The organism is Mesorhizobium sp. M0816, assembly GCF_040320005.1.
Classification (GTDB): Bacteria; Pseudomonadota; Alphaproteobacteria; order Rhizobiales; family Rhizobiaceae; genus Mesorhizobium.
The window spans coordinates 1-16,774 of the sequence record NZ_JAMYOT010000030.1 but is presented as its reverse complement, the minus strand read 5'-3'; the positions used below and the strand labels follow the sequence as shown (position 1 = coordinate 16,774).

Below are 16,774 nucleotides of genomic sequence, written 5' to 3'. Positions count from 1 at the left end.
TCACACCCGATAACTGCGCGCACCCCAAAAGCTGGCGCTTCGGGGCGGCGTCTTGCGTGAACGGATGAACATGATCTCGATGAACATGGGATCGCGCATGATCGCGATCCTGGCAACCGCATAGAGCGGCACGCAGATAGAGAGCATGACCAGATTATGGGTTGCGAGGAACACGACCGCCGTCAGCACGCCTATGAACCCCGCAAGCTCGTAGGGAATGCCGAGCACCGTCGGCGCTCGGGTCAAGCCCTTGACCAGCGGAGTGATCAACAATTTGGGCTCGCCAGGATCGATCCAGCCGTCTGCCATGCCGATCACCTGCCGACCGCGGATTGAAAGAATTCGACGATCTGGGCCGAGCCGAAGACCAGCACGATACCCAAGACCCAGCTTCCGGCCACAAACCATGACAGGCGTGCCGCCCAGGCCATGAAGCCCATGAAGATGCAGAACAGAACGGCCAAGGCGGTCGCGATCGGACCGGTCAAGGTCTGCACCAAGGTCTGCAGCGTGCTTTGCACCGGCTGGAGATTTCCGCCCCCGGCCATCGCCTGCGTCGCCAAGAGCATGAGCGGCATCGCCACACCAGCGCTGCGTGCAGCAATCATCTTCCACAAGGTCATCAAAGCATCTCCTCAGTCAAAGTTTTGCACCATCCCGCCCTGCCAGACCGGCGCCGTCGCTTCGCGAGACGACATTGTGCCGCCATTGCGGGAGTTGGCGCGGGATGTCGGATCATTTCGTTGATCAGCTGCGCCGGCCGCAGCCTGTTGAACGCCGGCCAGGTCAAGGCTCACCGCCCCGGCGGGCATCACCGCCTCAGACCCGACCGATGGCCATTGGTAGAAATCGTTGATGACGTTGGCGACGTAGCCAACCGTCTCGGAGTAGGGCGGGACGCCCTTATATTTGAGAACCGCGACCTCGCCGGCATTGTAGGCGGCGAGCATGTATATCGGGTTCGGAAATTTGCGATGCAGATCCTGCAGAAAGCCGATTCCACCTTTCACATTATCCGCGGGATCGCAGATATCGACCCCGTAGCTTACCGCCGTGGACGGCAGAAGCTGCATCAGGCCATAGGCTCCTTTGGGCGATAGCGCGCCGGAATTGAAGCGGCTTTCGGCCCGGGCAACCGCGAGGACGAGGGGCGGGGCAAAGCCTTGCTTGCGCGCGACCGTTTCGACGATCCGCTGTCCTTCTTCCTTCGACAGGGCAGCGACGCCGGGGCAGGGGTTGTCAGCCAAGCTCGGTGTCACCGTAGCGGCCGCGCTGTCAGCACCTCCCGCCGCACTGATCCGCTGCACGTCCTGGCTTTCGACCTGGTAGGCCGGCATCACCCGGCCTTTGGCGTCGACGGCCGCATTGACGATGCGACCGGTGGGTGACGTGACGCTGCCCGGGAAGTTCCGGGAAGCTTCCTGTGCAGACGCCGCTTGGCATGTCACCAAGATCGCACCCGCTGCCAACACCGTTTTGCGGGATCGAATCATTAAAATAGTCCTGCGCCGTTGCCGATTCTGGAATGCTGAATTAATACAATGACTCGATGAACTGCAATCGCGAAATTGAGGCAGACACAATGAAAATGAGCAAGGTTCTTCCCGTTGTGGCGTTTTTGCCGACCTTGTCGGTTTTGTCGGCGGCGCCGGCCCATGCTGATGATTTTGGCTGCAAGGTCTTGCTGTGCATCCTCAACCCGCGGGGTTGGGCGAGCGTCGGGGAATGTGTGCCCCCGGTCGAGCGCGCTTTCCGTATGGTCGCGCATGGGGAGCCCTGGCCCCAGTGCACCGAGGCCGGCAGTTCCGGTCGTATCGGATATGAGAAATTCAAACCCTGCCCGGACGGCACGATCGCCGTCTCGCCCGAGACGGAATCGAGCGGGAGCGACAACAGCTCTCGCTCACAAACTGTCTACAAGCCCGACAATAACGGCGCTTTCTGTGCTGCGCGGAATGCAACGAATGCCTCTTGGGGCACGAACCCGAGAGGTTCGGGTTACGATGCGCGTCCAACATCGGCGGTGACGCGGCGCGAGCAGAGGACGGAGCCAAACTATCTCGATCTCACGACGACCGACGGCAAACAACGGTTCTGGTTCAATCTGAGCAGGTATCAATAATGAAACCTGGCTTCGCCGCCGCCGGCATTCTCGCGGCCGTCCTCGCCAGTGTTCCGGCACTGGCCGAGGACAGATCCAATCCCTGGTTTCCGATCCCCGCCACAGCATCGTTCAGCACCGGCGACACCTGGACCTATGCCGGTGAGACCCACCGTCTCTACGGCGTTCAAGCCTGCCTGCGAGGCACATATTTCACAAATAGCGCAGGGGGGCATGTCGATTGCGGGGAGGCAAGCCTTGCAATGCTCGTGTCTCTCATCCGGGATCTCAAACCTCAATGCTACACGGCCGCTTGGCAGGCCGCGACCAAAACGCGCTTCGTCGTTTGCGTCGCGCAGCCTACTTCAGGATCCGCGGCCGGTTCTCGCATCGATCTCGGCACGGCGCTGATCTCGACCGGCTGGGCGTTCGCGGCCGTCACTCCGAACGGCGCTCCGGTCCATGCTCCCTATATCGTCGCGCAGGAGGTCGCTAAAAAGCAGCACCTTGGCCTGTGGCAGTTTGCCGACGTGCCCGATCCGAATGCCATCATCCTCCGCGATATCCGAAACGCATCTAACCAGGCTGGCCAGTCTTCGAATCCGCCTGCAAATCGATAACTGGTCCCCGGCGCGTTGGATCATACTGTACATTCTGCTGAGGCCATCGCCGGACCACGAACGCGACGGCAAGCGCAATCGCCGAAATCAATCCGAGAACAATAGCCGCGACCAGCCCCGGCTCTCGCCAAAACGATAGACTGTCCCACTGGTTCAAAAGCCGGGCGCCGGACAGCACCAAAATCAGGACTGCTGCGATGACGATGCCCGTTCCCGGATCCATGTCGAATTCTTCAGCATCGCTTTCTCCTTTTCGCACTCCCTGGTCACGGCCCCGATCAACGATCGCTTCCAGCGCAAACGCCGGCGCCAGACGCAAGCTCAGACGTAGCCTGCCCTACGGGTGCGCCAGCCGTCGTCCGCGCTTCGTCGCGCTCACGGACCCTCGCCAACCGCATCGAATCATTGCCCTCATCTTGTCTTTCGCTTGTTCACGATTTTTATGTCCTGGCTGGGTCCAATTACAGCTGCAGCCTCGCACGCGCTTCGGCTTTTCAGTTGTTCGGTCGATATTCCAAAGCCTGCCTGCCGGGCGGAGGCGAAAGCCGCTGCTGTTTGCCCGGTAGCGCCGGTCGGGGGCCGCTTGCGTCCCAGCGCCAGGTCTCGAGCTCGCAGCTTGAAATCAGATGGTCGAATTCCGCCCGTACCGCCTCGTTAGCATCGTGCGGTACGACAAAAAGCGCGGTTCCCTGTTGGTCAACGTCGGTCAGAAGACCGAACGCCATCGGTACCGCCGGCAGCACGTTGTAGCGCAACGTTTTCACAAATCGCCGATGCTCCCCGGTCAGGACCTCGATCAATTCCTTTTCGTAGTTGTGCTGAAACGGAATCCAATTCTCCGTCACGTTCATAAAGCCGATTTCGTCGATCGCCAGAATGCCGGACGGCATCTGCATGACCGTCGCGATGGTGATCAGGTGCGAATTTTCGTGCAGTCGCCACAGGTCGAATTCTGCTGCAAAGCGCTTCGGCACTGCCCTGAACATTTTCTCATCCATGAAGAGCTGCGCGTCGGGCATATGCTTGACCGACAGCTTGCCGCCAAACCGGGCAGGATCGAGCGATTTCACAATACCGATCACAATCTTCTTGTGCTTCGCCTTGGCTGCCGCCGCGAAAGCCCGCTCCCGATCCGCTGCCAGGCGATCCTTGTGCTCAGGGGAGTACATTCCCGGCATAAACAGCAGCTCGCGCAACTGGAACTTCTGGCTCGACTTCGCATCAGCCGCGCCCCAAAGAAATTTCCGGACCAACCCCCAATTTCTTTTTCCCACAAAGCCGGGTGCCATTAATGTGAGCTCCGCCTCTTCCCAGAGATAGTCGAGCAAGCCTCGCAGCGTGAGCTTCTTCGGATCGGCCTTCACAGTATGGTGGGAAGCCCCCTCGCCGGATGATCCCTGTCGCGCCTTGCCTTGTGTCAGTGCGAAGGCCAGCTTCAGCCGCGCCGCCTCCGATGCAGAATCCTCGATGATTGCTTGACCCAGGATCTCCGCCTTTCCCGACAGTGCAAGGGGCAGTTCATAGCGATCACAGTCAACCGCATGGTCCTTGCCGGTGTTCGGCATGCGCTTGATGATCAATTCCTCGCCGACGGCGGCGATGTACATCGGCACCCCGGGATGCCGACACAAACACAAGACGCGAGCCTGCTGATCCCGCGCCTGACGCAAGAGCGTCTGAATTTCCGGGTGCTGCGGGCCAACCGTGCGACCCAAAATAGCAAAGTCACTCATAAGGTGCCATCCGGCTTTAGATCGTTCGGCTTATGATTAAATCATTGAACCGATGTTTCGTTCAACCCATTGGGTTCAACGATGCTTCCCATGGATTGACAGTGGTTAACCCAGCAGACTCGAAGGGGCTGATGTTTCAGGTAGGCGACCATAGAGCCGCAAGCAGCGGCTGTGGCGGCGATGTAGCCGTCCGCGGCGTGATCCGCCTGGGATGGTGAAGCATGATGACAATCCGTCAACTTAGACTGTTTCATCAATGGCGTGCATGAAGAGCACGCGGTCATGTCCTCGTGCCAGATGATCCGACGAAGCTACGCCACTATGGTGACCTCTCAAGACCGGAACCGCGCGCTTGTGACCTTCTGTAATGTGGCGCACAAATTTTTGCCGTTTTATATGTTCTTTGGAATCCCATTCGTCGCCAACGCGTTGAAATAAGATCAAACAGGTAAAATCGTTCGATGGTTTCCTCCCATTTCCACCGGACGGTGTTCCTCCCTGAAGGCTTTAACCTTCTTTGGCCGGGCCGTATCCGAGCCCGGCCATTCTTTCTTCCGGGCTTCCTTGTTCAGCGCTGGCGGAAACGCGTTTTTCCCGGTGTCAATCATTCGCAACCAAGGCGGTTCGCACTCGCCGCCTTAGCGCTTTTCGAAGGGCTACGCAGGCGAGTGTCGGTGGGACTGATGCTGCTGGCGGGCGCCAAAGGCTAACGCGTGGCAGCAAGGATCGCAGGGTGATCGGATCGGTTCTGCTGACGCAGGGACTTGCAGGGCGCATCATGTGAGGCTATATTGTGCCTCACATGAATGGAGAGTGGAATGCTGGCGTTCGGAAATGTAGCCGACGTGTTGGGGCTGCCTGCTAAGGAGGTGGCGGCGCGGTCGCCATTCGGGCTGATCTCCCGGATCGAGAATGGACTTCCCATTGGGGTGGTCGAGCGCGTTGCCCATCTCGTTGCCCCGGGAGATGCTCAGTTCAAATACCGGCTGATTCCCAAGGCAACCTATGAGCGGCGCAAGACGGCGCATCGCCTGTCGTCGGATGAGGGCACACGATTGGCCCGTGTGGCGCGGGTCTGGGGGCTTGCTGTCGATGTCTGGCAGAACGAAGAGGAAGCACGCGATTTCTTGTTTCGGCCGCATCCGATGATTGAGGACAAGCGACCGATCGACATCGTTATCCTCAGCGAGTTCGGCGCCGAAATGGTAGTCGATATCCTCGGAGGTCTGAAGTATGGCAGTGCTGCGTGACGGCGCAGACTCTCGATCGCACCCTATTGTCCTTTCGTGTCGGCGATCCGGCCGGCACCTACCCGATCTTCGACGCGACAGGCTCGACAGTCGCACCAGGGCGATGGAACACGCCCGGAAGTCCTATCATCTACACCAGCGAGCACTATTCGACGGCCCTCCTGGAAAAGCTGGTGCATGGCAGTGGCCGGCTGCCGCCCAACCAGCACTACATCGAAGTCACAATTCCGCGCGGACTGAGCTACGAGGTTTTTTCGCAGCCGTCACTGCCCGGCTGGGACACGATGCCGGCGACGGTAAGCAAGGGATTTGGCGAAACCTGGTGTTTAGAACGGCGCAGCGTCATCCTGCTGGTGCCGAGCGTCGTGGCGCGTCTCGATAGCAATGTGCTGATCAATCCAACGCATCCGGAGTTTTCAAGGATCCAGACGAGTCTCCACCAGCCTGTTTACTGGGACCGGCGGCTGTTTGGCGCGTAAGGGGAGGGGCTTTCCGTCCCTACTACTCCAGAGCTACCGCATATGGCTCAAAGCGTTGAGATATCGTCGTTTCATGCGTTGGACCGATCGCGCTTGAGCATTCCTCAGCGGTTTTTCTTGCCCATCCCGCCGGGTTACCACACCGGCCAAAAGAGATGGGCTAATCCGTTCACTTCCGTCAGTGCAGGCCGAATTTGCGCAGCAACTCTTCACGGTAGCGCACGAACCGGCTTTCGCTGCGCTCGCGCGGGCGGGGCAGGTCGACATCGATCAACCGCGCCGCCCCGCCTTTCTCCCTGGGCAGGATCAGCACCCGGTCGGCGAGATAGATCGCCTCCTCCAGATCGTGGGTGACCATCACCATGGTGACGTTTTCTTCGCTCCAGATGCGGGCCAGTTCCTCCTGCATGCCGATCTTGGTCATCGCGTCCAGCGCCCCCAGCGGCTCGTCGAGCAGAAGGATCTCGGGCTGGACAGTGAGCGCCCGGGCGATGCCGACGCGCTGCGCCATGCCGCCCGAGAGCTGCGCGGGATAGGCATCGGCGAATTCGGCGAGACCGACCAGCGCGATGTAGAAGCGAGCCCGTTCCTCGGCATCCTTCCTCCGCTTTTGGCGGTTGTGAGTTCTCGTTGAGCGACTGTGCAGCGAGGTAGGTTAGCGCCTTCACCGAGTGGTCGACAGTATCCTCTGACGGAAGACTTCGGCGCCGGTCTTCTGAAGCCAAGGCATGGGTGTCGAGTAGAGATAGGCGCGCATCTAGTGCCGGTTCTAGATGCTCGAAGGCACCCTTCGCCAGAACAAGTGGTGCCAAATTCGTGATCAAAGTTGATGGTAAGTTGGCCCGCCGAGAGATTCAGGTGTCTGCGCCGAGTGTTTCGCGCAGCAGAAGATCCAAGGGTAGGGTCTCGGGAGTCGGATCGTCCTCCCACAGCTTCGCGAAATCCCGGTCGTCGGGCGGTCTGTGAATGAGGACCTGGCGCTCAGGGTTGGCTTCGCGAACGCGTTCGGCCGCGCTGAGGCCGGGCTTGTCCGGATCGGCGAAGACGACGATCCGCTGTACGAATTCGGGCAGCTGAAGAAACGGCAAACGTGGTGCCCCCAGTGAGCACCAGACGGGCAGGCCGTATCGCAGCATTACGGCATGGCCGGTCTCATAGCCTTCGGCAATACCAAGGACGGCGGCCGCTGGGGCGAGCCGCAAGGCAAAGCCCCGGCTGGGGCCGATGATGCGGCGCGGCTCGTCCAGCCCTGCCTTTTCTGGCCGTGTCGGGTGCAAGAGGGTGAGTTGCACCGAACAGATTGAACGGTCTGGGGCCTGCAGAGCAGCCACCACCGCGGGAAAGCGGTTCTTTCCCAACCGATAATCCGGCAGATAGCGCAAAGTTGGCAACGTCGCCGGCAGACGGCGAGAGGCAAGATAAGCTTCGCCGTGCGTACCGGCGAGCGCAGTCGCTCTCGACCAGAGCGCGAGCGCGTCCGCTGCCGTGGTTTTGGGCGCCGCCGGACGAACACGACGCAGAGGCACGGCCGCGCGCTTCGACAAATCCAGGTCCGCAATGGCGATCTGGATGTCGACGGGATCGCAGCCTGCAAAGCAGTAGAGCATAAGACGATAATCCCCGTCACGAACAGAGAGGGAGGGATGGCGGTCGCCTTTCCCCTGCCCGTGACTTGGTACTGGGCAACGGCACAAGTAGCTGCCGCGCGCCGGGTACCCTCCTAAAGCGCGATATACCTGCGCAGCGCTTGGCCACGACACCTTTGTCATGGACCTGATAATGCCGCCAACTCTCTATCGGATCAATAGAATGATTCAATAGCGCGTTGAACATTACCTGCGAAATAGCCGGGGCGGTTCAAGGGCCAGGACTTAGCCGTCGTGACGTGACGGCAGGATCGCCTCGGCCAGGTAGCCCAAGCCTGCATCGCTGAGAGCGCCATTCGCAAACACTCGAGATTAGCGATCAGGAGCCGTTGCATGAGGTAATTACGAGAACCATTTGCGCGCGAACGCGCAACCTGACCTTTAGACGATCGGCACCTTTGTGGCGTTCCTGGGAGGCTCGGTCGGGGCCTTTTGGGAATTCGGGACGCTGCGTTGCGCAAGCCTCGAATCATTTGGGGCTACCGTATCAGGAGCTCGCAGACCTGACGGAACAGCAGGATCGTCTGTGTGCGTGATTGAGCAGATCCTGGCGCGCAGAGCCTGTTAGAGTTTGAAGCGGCCAAGGCGCTGATCGTTGACGCGGTACTGCCAGGCCAGTTTCAAATCCTTGGGGTTGACGCCCGACGTTGACCAGGCGGAGCGCTCGACCTTTGCAGCATCATGCAAAGGAAGATCGTCATCACAGCGCGACTGTTGTAACGACGACCGAAGACGATAACGTCCGATACTGCGGGTTAGAAATTCGATGACACAGACGGCGGCGAGGGACAGGATCAAGAAAGCAGTGGAAAAGCTGAGCATGCGAAGGCCGGCTTCCTGATCGGGCAGGGCGAAGAAAGCAAGCACGCCGCCGGCGAAAATTGCGAACGCAAACCTCATGAACATGACAGAGTGTCTCCTATTCCGATGCTGATCAATATAATGTCACAGATTGATCGTCATTATAATGATCACTGGAGATAGGATGGCCCCTCATGGGATCAAGCGTTTTGGTGCCGTTTTTGGCGGTATCGGCTTCAGAGTATTGCCCGGCGCCATTTCCATCTCGAACAGGCATAGAGATTGGTTCCGGGGCCAAGCCTTGCGGCCCCGCCTTGAGTGTAATCGCCAGAAGCACCGGCGTCGAGGTCTCGCTTCTGGTCGACCTGAACCAGGTCATTCGAAGTGGTCGGGCAACGATTGCAGGGCCTGCCTGCCGCAAGGGCAGAGATCAGGGTTGTCCGTCCGGATGAGGTGGCACACGACAAATTCATTAGCAAGGGACCCACGAGATCCAAACCGGATTCATTTAATTATACATTTCCAACAGGGCATGCCAGATCGTCAAATGGCTATCGTGCATCTGGAACGATTTAGCGGGTCAAAAGCTGTACGCCGTCACTTTGCGGAGTATGGGGAGGATGCCTCCACACTTTAATAGGGCAATGAGTTATCGTTTCGGCTACAAGCCCTGAGCACTAGACATTCTGCAAAAAATGGCCGTCATATTCCGACCGATAAGCAGGGGGGCAGCTGTGCCGATATTTAAAAACAAGACAGAAGACAGCGATGGTTGGCTTTCGATCCTGCTCGCGCTGCGACTTCGCCAAATCGAGAACGAGTACCCGGACTATGCGAGTTTTGCCGACGCTACGGGGCTATCGCGCGGCACGCTCTACCAGTTGCGGACGGGGAAGGGGAACCCGACATTCGTCACCCTGGAGCGGCTGGCGCGGCACCTGAAGGTTCCGGTGTGGACGCTCATTGGTCGGACTGGTGACGACGACAGCGTGAAGCGGGACATCGAGACGTTCGGCTTCAGCTTCACCGAGATTGCGCGGCATATTGAGGCCACGCGTGCCGTGAAGCGCTCGATGACGGAGTTCAGTGGTGTTCCTTCTTTGAGAGAGGCAGCCAGCCCCGCTGGGGCAACCTCCGAGAAGAAGCGGCTGCCTCCGGCCAAAAAGGGACGCAGGACAAGCCAGTAGATACAAGAAAAGTAGAAGATGCTAAACAATCAGTGTAGATTTATTTGCTGCGATAGGCAAAAAATCTATCTTATATTTCTTTGACTAGCATCAGAAAATCCGCCAGCGTCGATGCATTGGCATCATTGCTGAAGGGTTCACGATGCAAGCGAATATCTGGCAAGTCGCAGGAGACAATGCGCTCTATAGGGAAGCGGCGGCGTTCGTCGATTGCCACCCGAAACCATCGGTGGAAGAGGTTTCGGAATTTCTACGGGAGAAAGGCAAGCCCGAGACGATCACGTTGGTGATCGGACAGTTCATCGTGGCGGCTCTGTTCGAAGGACGACACGCGGATCTGCTGTACTGGTCGCTGGTTGCCGCCGAAGTGAACTGCGTTGGGATGGAGCAATGGCCTGATGATGTGCGCCAGGAGCTGGCAAGCCATCTGAAACGGGGATTTGGAAAGCTCTCGTCGCGCAATCTCTCCCATTGAAGGCGGCGGGCCAACGGCGTGGCCCTCAATAGGAAGGCGGGGTTACACCTGACCAAGGGCAACGTTGATGTCGCTGCCGGCGGGACCGGGAGCGGATGAAGCGAGTTTTGTGTCACCACCATTGGGCGTCGGAAAGTCGCCTGGTCCCATTTGGCAGACCGCTTGCGCGCCGCATCCCTGAGGAATGGATTGGCCGGCCGAATTGAGGGCGGCATAGCGGCGGTTTACGTCGTTCGTCCAGTTACGGCGCTGGCTTTCAGTGCTGCCGTTGTAACGATCGGCGAGGCAGCGAATACTTGACGTGCCGCCGCACGATTTGACGGCATCGCGAAGCGTCATTACGCCGCCTTCAATGTTTTCGGACAAGATGCCACGATCCATTCCGTAGGCCCGGCCGGTCGCCCCCGTAAGCTGCATCGGTCCAAGAACGCCACTGAAGGAGCCGGCACATGCTGACATCGCGCCTTCGTGAGCGGACACGGCAAGAGCGAGCTTGGGATCAACACCATACTTGTTGGCGGCGTCGACAATCATATTGGCGATGTTCGGGCTGCGCTCCATCATCTCTTGCGTGGGCGGATAGCTCGGCAGACCCGCTCCGTTCGTACAAAGGGAACGCAAGGTTGTGTTGTCATTGAGGTCGCAAGAATTTGCATCCTGGTCAAAGGAATTCGCTTGCGCAACAGGCGCTTGTCCAACGACCAGGAGCGCGGAAAGGAGTATTGGGAAGGGACGCAGCATCTTACTTCCCCGGGCAGAAATTATAGATGGTGCCATTGATGGAGAGCGCGTCGCTGGATGGGCGCGTAATCTTCATCGGCGTGATGACCGGGGAGCTGCTGCCACGCTCTGTACATGAGGCTTGGAACGCATCGTCTGCATGACGGGTGCCTGCTATCTCGCAGGTGCTTGCGCCGACGGTGATTGCGTCGCCGTCGAATTCGGCAAGTTCGAGAGCGCCGACGCCATGGTCGAGATCGGCACATGTGTGCGTGGACGCTACATATGATCCCTGCGGAGCCTTGAGCGGATCAAGTTCTTGCGCGATTGCCGGCGAGATCAAGACGGCTAGAGTTGCGAAGATTGTCCGGTTGGCCATGGCAGATCTCCGGAACATCATCCCGCCGTGGCCGCCGGCAGGAGCCGCGGTGAAGGCCGCGCATCGCGCGCCGTCAGGGAAGCATTGATCCGTTGGCGATGGCCGGTGGCAGGCTGGTGTCCTGAATAACGTCAGGTTCTCCGTGTCGATCATGATTGCGCTCCTTGGGGATATCGAGGTTGCCGAAACACAACGGCGTGGGCTGCTTCCTCTAGGGTTGCGGGACAGGGATCCGGAATTGGCATTCCTGGGCGATTTCACCTTGGAATATGATGCCGGCCCGAATGCTTTTGGCCTGAACATCATATGCACCCATCGCACCATTCCGAGCGAGGTCGGGGCGGACGTTATTCGGTTGCGCGCCATATTCGATGAAACAGCCGGAGCCAGCGTCAGCGACCGTTGATCGGCCGTTCTGGTAGATCGCCAAGCGCATGGGACATCGTTTCAGCGTGGCATTGCCGACAGGATCGGTGCGGATCGGCGAGCATTCGGTGAGCGTGTGCAGGACCGAGAGGACGACGGTTTTGGTCGGGCTGCGAACGACGATGTGACTCTCGGAAGCCGGCGCGTTGGCGACCGCAAAGCGTGTATCACCTTTGGCCACGTAGGCGTCGTTGTTCTTCTTCAGTCGGTCGGCCCATAGGGAGGCGTAGGGCACGGCTTCCGAGTTCGGGAGCTCGAGATCGGCATAGGCGACGGCGCGCCAGGCGTTCGGATCATGCGTGAGCGACTGGGCCGAAGCGTGGGGCGCCAATCTAAGGGCAGCCGCGACTGCGACAAATGTCAGGCGTGCATGCATTCCTTGCCTCGCTTGTGTGCCCTATGATTAAATCAATGTTGTAATGATTGTCGAGCGTGATATTTGGATGGGACAAAAAGCCCGCCTATCGGGGCTGGATGAATTGCGAGGCCTGGCGATTGGGCTGGTGGTGCTGTCGCATGTCGGGCCGGTCTTCGGAGAAGGCGGGACGGTCGCCGCTCTGCTGTTTGCGCCGGCGTGGAGCGTCGGGGTCGACCTGTTCTTTGTGATTTCCGGCCTGGTGGTGGAACGCTCATTGCGAAGCCTGCGCCTCGAGCGCGGTGCGCTCGAGGCGGCCTCCGCCTTCTATGTCAGGCGTGCTATGCGGATCGTGCCGCTGGCCTGGTGCGTCGGCGCCATCCTCTCGATCGGGTTGATCATCCCGGGAAGCGGCGTTGAGCCTGCAGACGCGAAGGCGGCATTCGCCTTCATCTCGAATGCGCATTGGGCACCCTGTTTCGGGGGCGCCACAGGATGCGGGAACGCCTTTGCGTTTGGGCCATTCTGGTCGATTGCCGCCGAGATGCAATTTTATCTACTGGCTCCGCTCCTGGTGTTCTTGCTACCGCGGCGGGCGCTCCTCGCGCTGGCCGGACTCGTTCTCGTGGTCGGGACGTTCACGCTGCGGCCCTGGGGCGGGACGCTTTGGACGTTACGCATCGATGCAATCGCGGTCGGGCTGGCGATCGGAGCAACCATGGGCACAAGCGCATGGCCCCGTCTGGCGGAACACCTGCGGGTGATCGGCAACATGGAAGCGGCGTTCTGGATGTCGATCGCGGCCTTCATGTTGGCGATCTTGCCGCCGGCGATGCATGGCGTGGCGACTGCCATGCTGGCGCTGATGTGCGGGTGGATCGTGACAAGGGCGACCTTGCGGGATGATTCTGTGAACTGGCCGGGGCGGATGCTGCGCCGCTTGGGAGGCATCTCCTATGCCCTCTATCTGATCCATCTGCCGGTGCTGGCGCTGTTCAACTGGTCGCTTGGCCAATTCCTGGACGCTCCGGCGACGGCAACGCTCTCGATCGCGGTCGCGATCGGGCTGTCTCATGTGCTGACGGTGGCAATCGGAGATCCGCTCCGGCAGCTCGGCCGCCAATGGTCAAATCGAACAGTCCGGGAGGTGTTGCCGTGACGGAAGAAAATCGTCAGTGGTCGCTTGGTGGTGAAGATGTCGATCAAATTCCGCGAGGAGCGAGGGCGCTGGCGGAGCAGCTTTTGACCGAGACCGACGGCGATGCCGTGGCAGCGCTCGTCGCGGCATGCTGCGTCATTGGAGCCATGCGCTCGGCGGTATCGAGGGGTATGGTGCGCAACGGATCGCCGTCAGGGGTCGATATCGCGCTAGTGCTGGACGTGTTCGTGCGAAGCGAGCTCCCAGCAGAAGAGCAGAACCTGACCGGTAGATGACTTCGGCCGCGAAGTAGCTACCATGTTGGGGGACTGTGCGGCCTGCCGCTCGATCCCCCGGAATGCTGAATGCACGATACCCGCAGTTTGATCTTCGTGGACGACCTTCAGCAATGCCATGCACTGACACTGATTTCGCCAGGAAAGAGATTGAACTAAAGCCTTGCGAAACGCTTTGGCCGAACGACTGATCGGTCTCGCATAGGGACGCATGATTTTTCGGCCGGAGGTGAGCGATGCGGCCTCCATGCGTGAAGGTCGCCATGACTGCTGGCGCGACCACACGCAATACGCTCGAAGTCGCCGAAGACGGTCGTCGCAATCTTCGAACTGGGATCTGCACGAAGAGACGCGATGGTGAATTGGCACGCTGCGTGACGACACATCCGGAGCGTCGTAAAAGCCGCTCGCAGCGTACCTCTCATACGCCCGCGGACAAATCTTGCCGACGCCGGCGCCGTTGGTTTGGCCGTCGGCTTCTGTGCGCATCTGGCCAGCCGACACGCGGCAGTGTGACGGCCGCCGCTTAGTAGCGGTCGCCGAACCAGCCCTTGCTCTTGGGCGGCGAGGGTTCCTGATAGGCCCACGGGACAGACTTGTAGGACGGCCTCGGGTCTTGGACGCGCCAAGCCTTCTGCCAGTAGTAGAAATTGAGGGGTACTCGGGCGAGCACGCGACCATCGGCAGACAGGAGGTCGGAAGCGCAGGCGACGACGGGGCCGTCGTAAAATTGCACGCGGCCAGTATAGCCGTTGAGCGCTCCTGGCCGGCAGGCAAAGACGCGAACGCCTGCAGCGATCGTGTCCGGGGCTTCCGCGGGGACGGAGATCGTCTTGATGCCTTCCTTGGTGATGAGCGTGCGCACAGGCACGGAGTTCCAATGCGAGCGGCGCAAGGCGTTATTCGCCTGAGCTTCGGTTGGGTAGCCGGCTCGCCGGGTAATGACCGGCGGGAAGCGCCCCCAGTCTGGCGCATATTCTTGCCGGCTGCGCCTGACCCGATCAGGCTTCCAATAGGAGTCCGTGGCCGAAACGGGGCCGGCCGAATGTGAAGCATCCGGCACTCGCTCGGCGCAACCAGCGAGCAAGGCCGCGGATGCGACGAGGTGGAGGATGTGACGAAAAGAACGCATATCGTGCTCGGGGGTCATGGGTTTGCAGGTGAGAATTTCCGGTGAAGCCAAGGCATCTGGAAGGTGCTGGCCCAAATGCCGCGATGGGTTTTGTGAGCCTGACGCTCGATCTGGGCGTAGAGGGGGATGCGACGATCGAGTTCATCGGGGAGGGTGACGGCTACGCCTGCTTTCCGCCTTTCGCCGGCGACGTCGGCCATTTCGCTGGCTGCACAACGCCCTCGTCTTTCCGGATCGGCAGCAGACAAGCCATTGTTTCAAGGTGGCGGTTACGAGCCATGCCATGGCGACAACCCCACAAGGCAACGCCTGCTTTCCCAGCGTCGCGGTCTGGCCCAGGTCGCAGCTGTCGACGCCGCGATAGGTGCACGAAGCAAAAGTTGATTGCTGGTTCCCATGGATCACTCCTCGTCAGATTCATTGAGTCAGTAAACTATCTTGCAAATCGCTGTGCAAGTGTCTCTGAATCATATCCCGCGAGGGGAGGAGGGTGCTCGTATCCGGATCCGCGCCCGATGGGCCGGGTAGGGCCTCGGTGTCGAGTTGACGCGGGGCCATCCGGCAATCGATACTCGGAATGCGCGCTATGCCGTGGCGGTCCCAGCGGCATCCGCTGGAGGAACTCAGCGGCTTCGTGGGTGGCCTTGCCTGATATCGCTGCGAGCCTTTCGAAGCCGCTGTTCGAGCGCTAAATAGCGAGCCGTAATCGAGTTCAGCTTTGTGAAAAACTGCCTGCTCTGCGCAGGGTTGCCCGGCGCAGGCGGGGGGAAGAAAGCAAAAAGAGCCTCCCGATCAGCGTCTAATTGTTTTAGCTCCGAGCAGAGACGGCAAATTTCGTGGTCGTCCGTTCCGGAGCTCCGATGTGATGCACGGCGCGAGGTACGCGTAGGGTTAGTCTGCCGACCCACATCGTTCGACGAAAGTAAAATCGTATCCAAGGCGTTTCCTCCACGCCGGGTTGTGGTCATCCAATCTGGAATAATGCGGGTTGCAACCTATGTATACTGGCGGTTTTGCCTGTCACTTTTGACAGGTCGTGAGACGCTGGAATCCAGCGAGGAGCAACCTAGTTCGATAGCCGCGCGAATGGCTTGGAGAGGCGCGTCGATAGCAAGGAGGTAAGCTGGATATGGCGAGATTTGACTCAAACTTTCACGACGTGACGGAGGGTATTCACGCAGTTGCCTCTCCTGCGGACGCGGCGGACCTTCTGAACACAATTGTCGAAAGTTACGGTCTTGAGACGGCGGCCTTTCTTACCCTCAGGCCGGTTTACGAGGAACCGAGTAAGCCGTTCTATGTGACCACCTATTCGCCTGACTGGGTGAAACGCTACATCGAGAAGGATTTTTTCGACATCGATCCCGTGCTTCGCTATGGGTTGCGTGCTGTGAAATTGGTTGATTGGAAGGAGATCGACCTATCGGACAAGCCCGTGCGCACGTTCTTCGGTGAAGCGAGGGAACATGGTGTCGGGAAGCATGGCGTCACGTTCCCGGTTAGGGGTGTCGACGGCGACCGCGGCATTCTGACCGTGACGAGCAACGAGAACGCAGCGGCGTGGCAGACGTTTCTCAAATCCGAGGTTCGCGACTTCCAGCATCTCGCCGGTGAATTTCACAATGCTATCGGTCGAATCCAAGGAAGGCCACGCCATCCGACGGTCTGCTCCGATAGAGAGATCGAATGCCTGAAATGGTACGCGAGGGGAGAGAAGGTCAAACGGACCGCAGAGATACTGTCGCTATCCCCTCGCACGGTCCGATTTCATCTTGATCTGGCACGGGCCAAGCTTGGTGCCAAAAGCTTGGCCCATGCGGTTGCGATCGCGGCAGAGCGCGGCCTTTTCTTTCAAAGACTGTTCTGATCGGTAGCCAAGCGCTTCGCGGGAAGCCGCCGGCAAAACTCGTTCCGTTTCGTGAAGCTGGGAATGCTAGAGCATGTCCTGTGATTGATGAATCGATTGTGATGTGACGGATGCGTTCTTTGCTGATTCAACATCCACTTTGACGGAGGTGGATGATGGGAAGAGCACT

At 59.5% G+C, this 16,774-nt stretch carries 22 protein-coding genes; 9 read left to right on the top strand and 13 right to left on the bottom strand.

Going from position 1 to position 16,774, the window contains the following annotated elements:
• Genes NKI17_RS30345 through NKI17_RS30335 form a run of 3 tightly spaced genes read right to left on the bottom strand, consistent with a single transcriptional unit; the run spans position 1 to position 1,583 of the window.
• Positions 1 to 309, bottom strand: a complete 309-nt coding sequence (locus NKI17_RS30345) for a VirB3 family type IV secretion system protein (RefSeq protein ID WP_352882655.1) — start codon at positions 307 to 309, stop codon at positions 1 to 3.
• Between the two features lie 5 nt (positions 310 to 314).
• Complete coding sequence (locus NKI17_RS30340; protein WP_352492028.1) at positions 315 to 623, bottom strand: TrbC/VirB2 family type IV secretion system protein; 309 nt, start codon at positions 621 to 623, stop codon at positions 315 to 317.
• A 12-nt stretch (positions 624 to 635) separates the two neighbouring features.
• Positions 636 to 1,583 carry a lytic transglycosylase domain-containing protein gene (locus tag NKI17_RS30335; protein WP_352907195.1) on the bottom strand — a complete coding sequence of 316 codons (948 nt, stop codon included), beginning with the start codon at positions 1,581 to 1,583 and terminating at the stop codon, positions 636 to 638.
• Between NKI17_RS30335 and NKI17_RS30330 the strand changes: the two genes are divergently transcribed.
• Both NKI17_RS30330 and NKI17_RS30325 read left to right on the top strand, forming a co-directional pair.
• A complete protein-coding gene (locus NKI17_RS30330) occupies positions 1,583 to 2,122 on the top strand; it encodes a hypothetical protein (protein WP_352907194.1) in 540 nt (179 codons plus the stop codon). The genes NKI17_RS30335 and NKI17_RS30330 overlap by 1 nt on opposite strands.
• Positions 2,122 to 2,721: a thermonuclease family protein gene (locus NKI17_RS30325; RefSeq protein WP_352882653.1), complete on the top strand. Its 600-nt coding sequence runs from the start codon at positions 2,122 to 2,124 to the stop codon at positions 2,719 to 2,721. The genes NKI17_RS30330 and NKI17_RS30325 overlap by 1 nt, the downstream gene beginning before the upstream one ends.
• On the opposite strand, the gene NKI17_RS30320 is transcribed toward NKI17_RS30325, so the two are convergent.
• Positions 2,678 to 3,040, bottom strand: a complete 363-nt coding sequence (locus NKI17_RS30320; RefSeq protein WP_352907193.1) for a hypothetical protein — start codon at positions 3,038 to 3,040, stop codon at positions 2,678 to 2,680. The genes NKI17_RS30325 and NKI17_RS30320 overlap by 44 nt on opposite strands.
• Before the next feature lie 175 nt (positions 3,041 to 3,215).
• Positions 3,216 to 4,454 carry a DUF1173 family protein gene (locus tag NKI17_RS30315; RefSeq protein WP_352907192.1) on the bottom strand — a complete coding sequence of 413 codons (1,239 nt, stop codon included), beginning with the start codon at positions 4,452 to 4,454 and terminating at the stop codon, positions 3,216 to 3,218.
• An 818-nt stretch (positions 4,455 to 5,272) separates the two neighbouring features.
• Here NKI17_RS30315 and NKI17_RS30310 point away from each other — a divergent pair.
• The gene (locus NKI17_RS30310) at positions 5,273 to 5,704 is read left to right on the top strand and encodes an Xre family toxin-antitoxin system antitoxin (protein ID WP_023755433.1); all 432 of its coding nucleotides are present in this window, start codon (positions 5,273 to 5,275) and stop codon (positions 5,702 to 5,704) included.
• Positions 5,701 to 6,183: an RES family NAD+ phosphorylase gene (locus NKI17_RS30305; RefSeq protein ID WP_352882648.1), complete on the top strand. Its 483-nt coding sequence runs from the start codon at positions 5,701 to 5,703 to the stop codon at positions 6,181 to 6,183. Before NKI17_RS30310 ends, NKI17_RS30305 begins: the two co-directional genes overlap by 4 nt.
• A gap of 178 nt (positions 6,184 to 6,361) precedes the next feature.
• Here NKI17_RS30305 and NKI17_RS30300 read toward each other — a convergent pair whose 3' ends face one another.
• The 3 genes from NKI17_RS30300 to NKI17_RS30290 form a co-directional block, all read right to left on the bottom strand.
• On the bottom strand, positions 6,362 to 6,829 hold the full coding sequence (locus NKI17_RS30300; protein ID WP_502894658.1) for an ABC transporter ATP-binding protein: 468 nt from the start codon (positions 6,827 to 6,829) through the stop codon (positions 6,362 to 6,364).
• Between the two features lie 208 nt (positions 6,830 to 7,037).
• Positions 7,038 to 7,790, bottom strand: a complete 753-nt coding sequence (locus tag NKI17_RS30295) for a DUF7146 domain-containing protein (protein ID WP_352907191.1) — start codon at positions 7,788 to 7,790, stop codon at positions 7,038 to 7,040.
• A 603-nt stretch (positions 7,791 to 8,393) separates the two neighbouring features.
• A complete protein-coding gene (locus NKI17_RS30290) occupies positions 8,394 to 8,735 on the bottom strand; it encodes a hypothetical protein (protein ID WP_352882645.1) in 342 nt (113 codons plus the stop codon).
• Between the two features lie 629 nt (positions 8,736 to 9,364).
• Between NKI17_RS30290 and NKI17_RS30285 the strand changes: the two genes are divergently transcribed.
• Positions 9,365 to 9,817 (top strand): helix-turn-helix domain-containing protein, encoded by a 453-nt coding sequence (locus NKI17_RS30285; protein ID WP_352907190.1) that lies wholly within the window; start codon positions 9,365 to 9,367, stop codon positions 9,815 to 9,817.
• Positions 9,818 to 9,959: 142 nt separating this feature from the next.
• A complete protein-coding gene (locus NKI17_RS30280) occupies positions 9,960 to 10,292 on the top strand; it encodes a hypothetical protein (protein WP_352882641.1) in 333 nt (110 codons plus the stop codon).
• Between the two features lie 42 nt (positions 10,293 to 10,334).
• Here the strand turns inward: NKI17_RS30280 and NKI17_RS30275 are convergent, their stop codons facing one another.
• The 3 genes from NKI17_RS30275 to NKI17_RS30265 are packed head-to-tail and all read right to left on the bottom strand — an operon-like array spanning position 10,335 to position 12,193.
• A complete protein-coding gene (locus NKI17_RS30275; RefSeq protein ID WP_352907189.1) occupies positions 10,335 to 11,033 on the bottom strand; it encodes a transglycosylase SLT domain-containing protein in 699 nt (232 codons plus the stop codon).
• Position 11,034: 1 nt separating this feature from the next.
• Positions 11,035 to 11,544 (bottom strand): hypothetical protein, encoded by a 510-nt coding sequence (locus NKI17_RS30270; RefSeq protein WP_352907188.1) that lies wholly within the window; start codon positions 11,542 to 11,544, stop codon positions 11,035 to 11,037.
• Positions 11,545 to 11,602: 58 nt separating this feature from the next.
• The gene (locus NKI17_RS30265) at positions 11,603 to 12,193 is read right to left on the bottom strand and encodes a hypothetical protein (protein ID WP_352907187.1); all 591 of its coding nucleotides are present in this window, start codon (positions 12,191 to 12,193) and stop codon (positions 11,603 to 11,605) included.
• 67 nt (positions 12,194 to 12,260) lie between these two features.
• On the opposite strand from NKI17_RS30265, the gene NKI17_RS30260 reads away from it, so the two are divergent.
• Together NKI17_RS30260 and NKI17_RS30255 are read left to right on the top strand one after the other, a co-directional pair.
• Positions 12,261 to 13,331, top strand: coding sequence for an acyltransferase family protein (locus tag NKI17_RS30260; RefSeq protein ID WP_352907186.1), 1,071 nt, complete (start codon positions 12,261 to 12,263; stop codon positions 13,329 to 13,331).
• Positions 13,328 to 13,606, top strand: a complete 279-nt coding sequence (locus tag NKI17_RS30255) for a hypothetical protein (RefSeq protein WP_352907185.1) — start codon at positions 13,328 to 13,330, stop codon at positions 13,604 to 13,606. The genes NKI17_RS30260 and NKI17_RS30255 overlap by 4 nt, the downstream gene beginning before the upstream one ends.
• Before the next feature lie 526 nt (positions 13,607 to 14,132).
• Here NKI17_RS30255 and NKI17_RS30250 read toward each other — a convergent pair.
• Entirely contained in the window at positions 14,133 to 14,471 is a 339-nt protein-coding gene (locus tag NKI17_RS30250; RefSeq protein ID WP_245263590.1) for a hypothetical protein, read from the bottom strand.
• Positions 14,472 to 14,752: 281 nt separating this feature from the next.
• Positions 14,753 to 14,938, bottom strand: a complete 186-nt coding sequence (locus tag NKI17_RS30245; protein ID WP_352907184.1) for a hypothetical protein — start codon at positions 14,936 to 14,938, stop codon at positions 14,753 to 14,755.
• A gap of 929 nt (positions 14,939 to 15,867) precedes the next feature.
• On the opposite strand from NKI17_RS30245, the gene NKI17_RS30240 reads away from it, so the two are divergent.
• Positions 15,868 to 16,605 (top strand): helix-turn-helix transcriptional regulator, encoded by a 738-nt coding sequence (locus NKI17_RS30240; protein ID WP_352907183.1) that lies wholly within the window; start codon positions 15,868 to 15,870, stop codon positions 16,603 to 16,605.
• Positions 16,606 to 16,774: the final 169 nt, after the last annotated feature.

Excerpts from the sequence above, each read along its gene's own strand:
- NKI17_RS30345 (WP_352882655.1), bottom strand. The coding sequence starts at position 309 with ATGGCAGACGGCTGGATCGATCCTGGCGAGCCCAAATTGTTGATCACT.
- NKI17_RS30340 (WP_352492028.1), bottom strand. The coding sequence starts at position 623 with ATGACCTTGTGGAAGATGATTGCTGCACGCAGCGCTGGTGTGGCGATG.
- NKI17_RS30330 (WP_352907194.1), top strand. The coding sequence starts at position 1,583 with ATGAAAATGAGCAAGGTTCTTCCCGTTGTGGCGTTTTTGCCGACCTTG.
- NKI17_RS30325 (WP_352882653.1), top strand. The coding sequence starts at position 2,122 with ATGAAACCTGGCTTCGCCGCCGCCGGCATTCTCGCGGCCGTCCTCGCC.
- NKI17_RS30315 (WP_352907192.1), bottom strand. The coding sequence starts at position 4,454 with ATGAGTGACTTTGCTATTTTGGGTCGCACGGTTGGCCCGCAGCACCCG.
- NKI17_RS30310 (WP_023755433.1), top strand. The coding sequence starts at position 5,273 with ATGCTGGCGTTCGGAAATGTAGCCGACGTGTTGGGGCTGCCTGCTAAG.
- NKI17_RS30295 (WP_352907191.1), bottom strand. The coding sequence starts at position 7,790 with ATGCTCTACTGCTTTGCAGGCTGCGATCCCGTCGACATCCAGATCGCC.
- NKI17_RS30290 (WP_352882645.1), bottom strand. The coding sequence starts at position 8,735 with ATGTTCATGAGGTTTGCGTTCGCAATTTTCGCCGGCGGCGTGCTTGCT.
- NKI17_RS30280 (WP_352882641.1), top strand. The coding sequence starts at position 9,960 with ATGCAAGCGAATATCTGGCAAGTCGCAGGAGACAATGCGCTCTATAGG.
- NKI17_RS30275 (WP_352907189.1), bottom strand. The coding sequence starts at position 11,033 with ATGCTGCGTCCCTTCCCAATACTCCTTTCCGCGCTCCTGGTCGTTGGA.
- NKI17_RS30270 (WP_352907188.1), bottom strand. The coding sequence starts at position 11,544 with ATGATCGACACGGAGAACCTGACGTTATTCAGGACACCAGCCTGCCAC.
- NKI17_RS30265 (WP_352907187.1), bottom strand. The coding sequence starts at position 12,193 with ATGCATGCACGCCTGACATTTGTCGCAGTCGCGGCTGCCCTTAGATTG.
- NKI17_RS30260 (WP_352907186.1), top strand. The coding sequence starts at position 12,261 with ATGGGACAAAAAGCCCGCCTATCGGGGCTGGATGAATTGCGAGGCCTG.
- NKI17_RS30245 (WP_352907184.1), bottom strand. The coding sequence starts at position 14,938 with ATGGCCGACGTCGCCGGCGAAAGGCGGAAAGCAGGCGTAGCCGTCACC.
- NKI17_RS30240 (WP_352907183.1), top strand. The coding sequence starts at position 15,868 with ATGGCGAGATTTGACTCAAACTTTCACGACGTGACGGAGGGTATTCAC.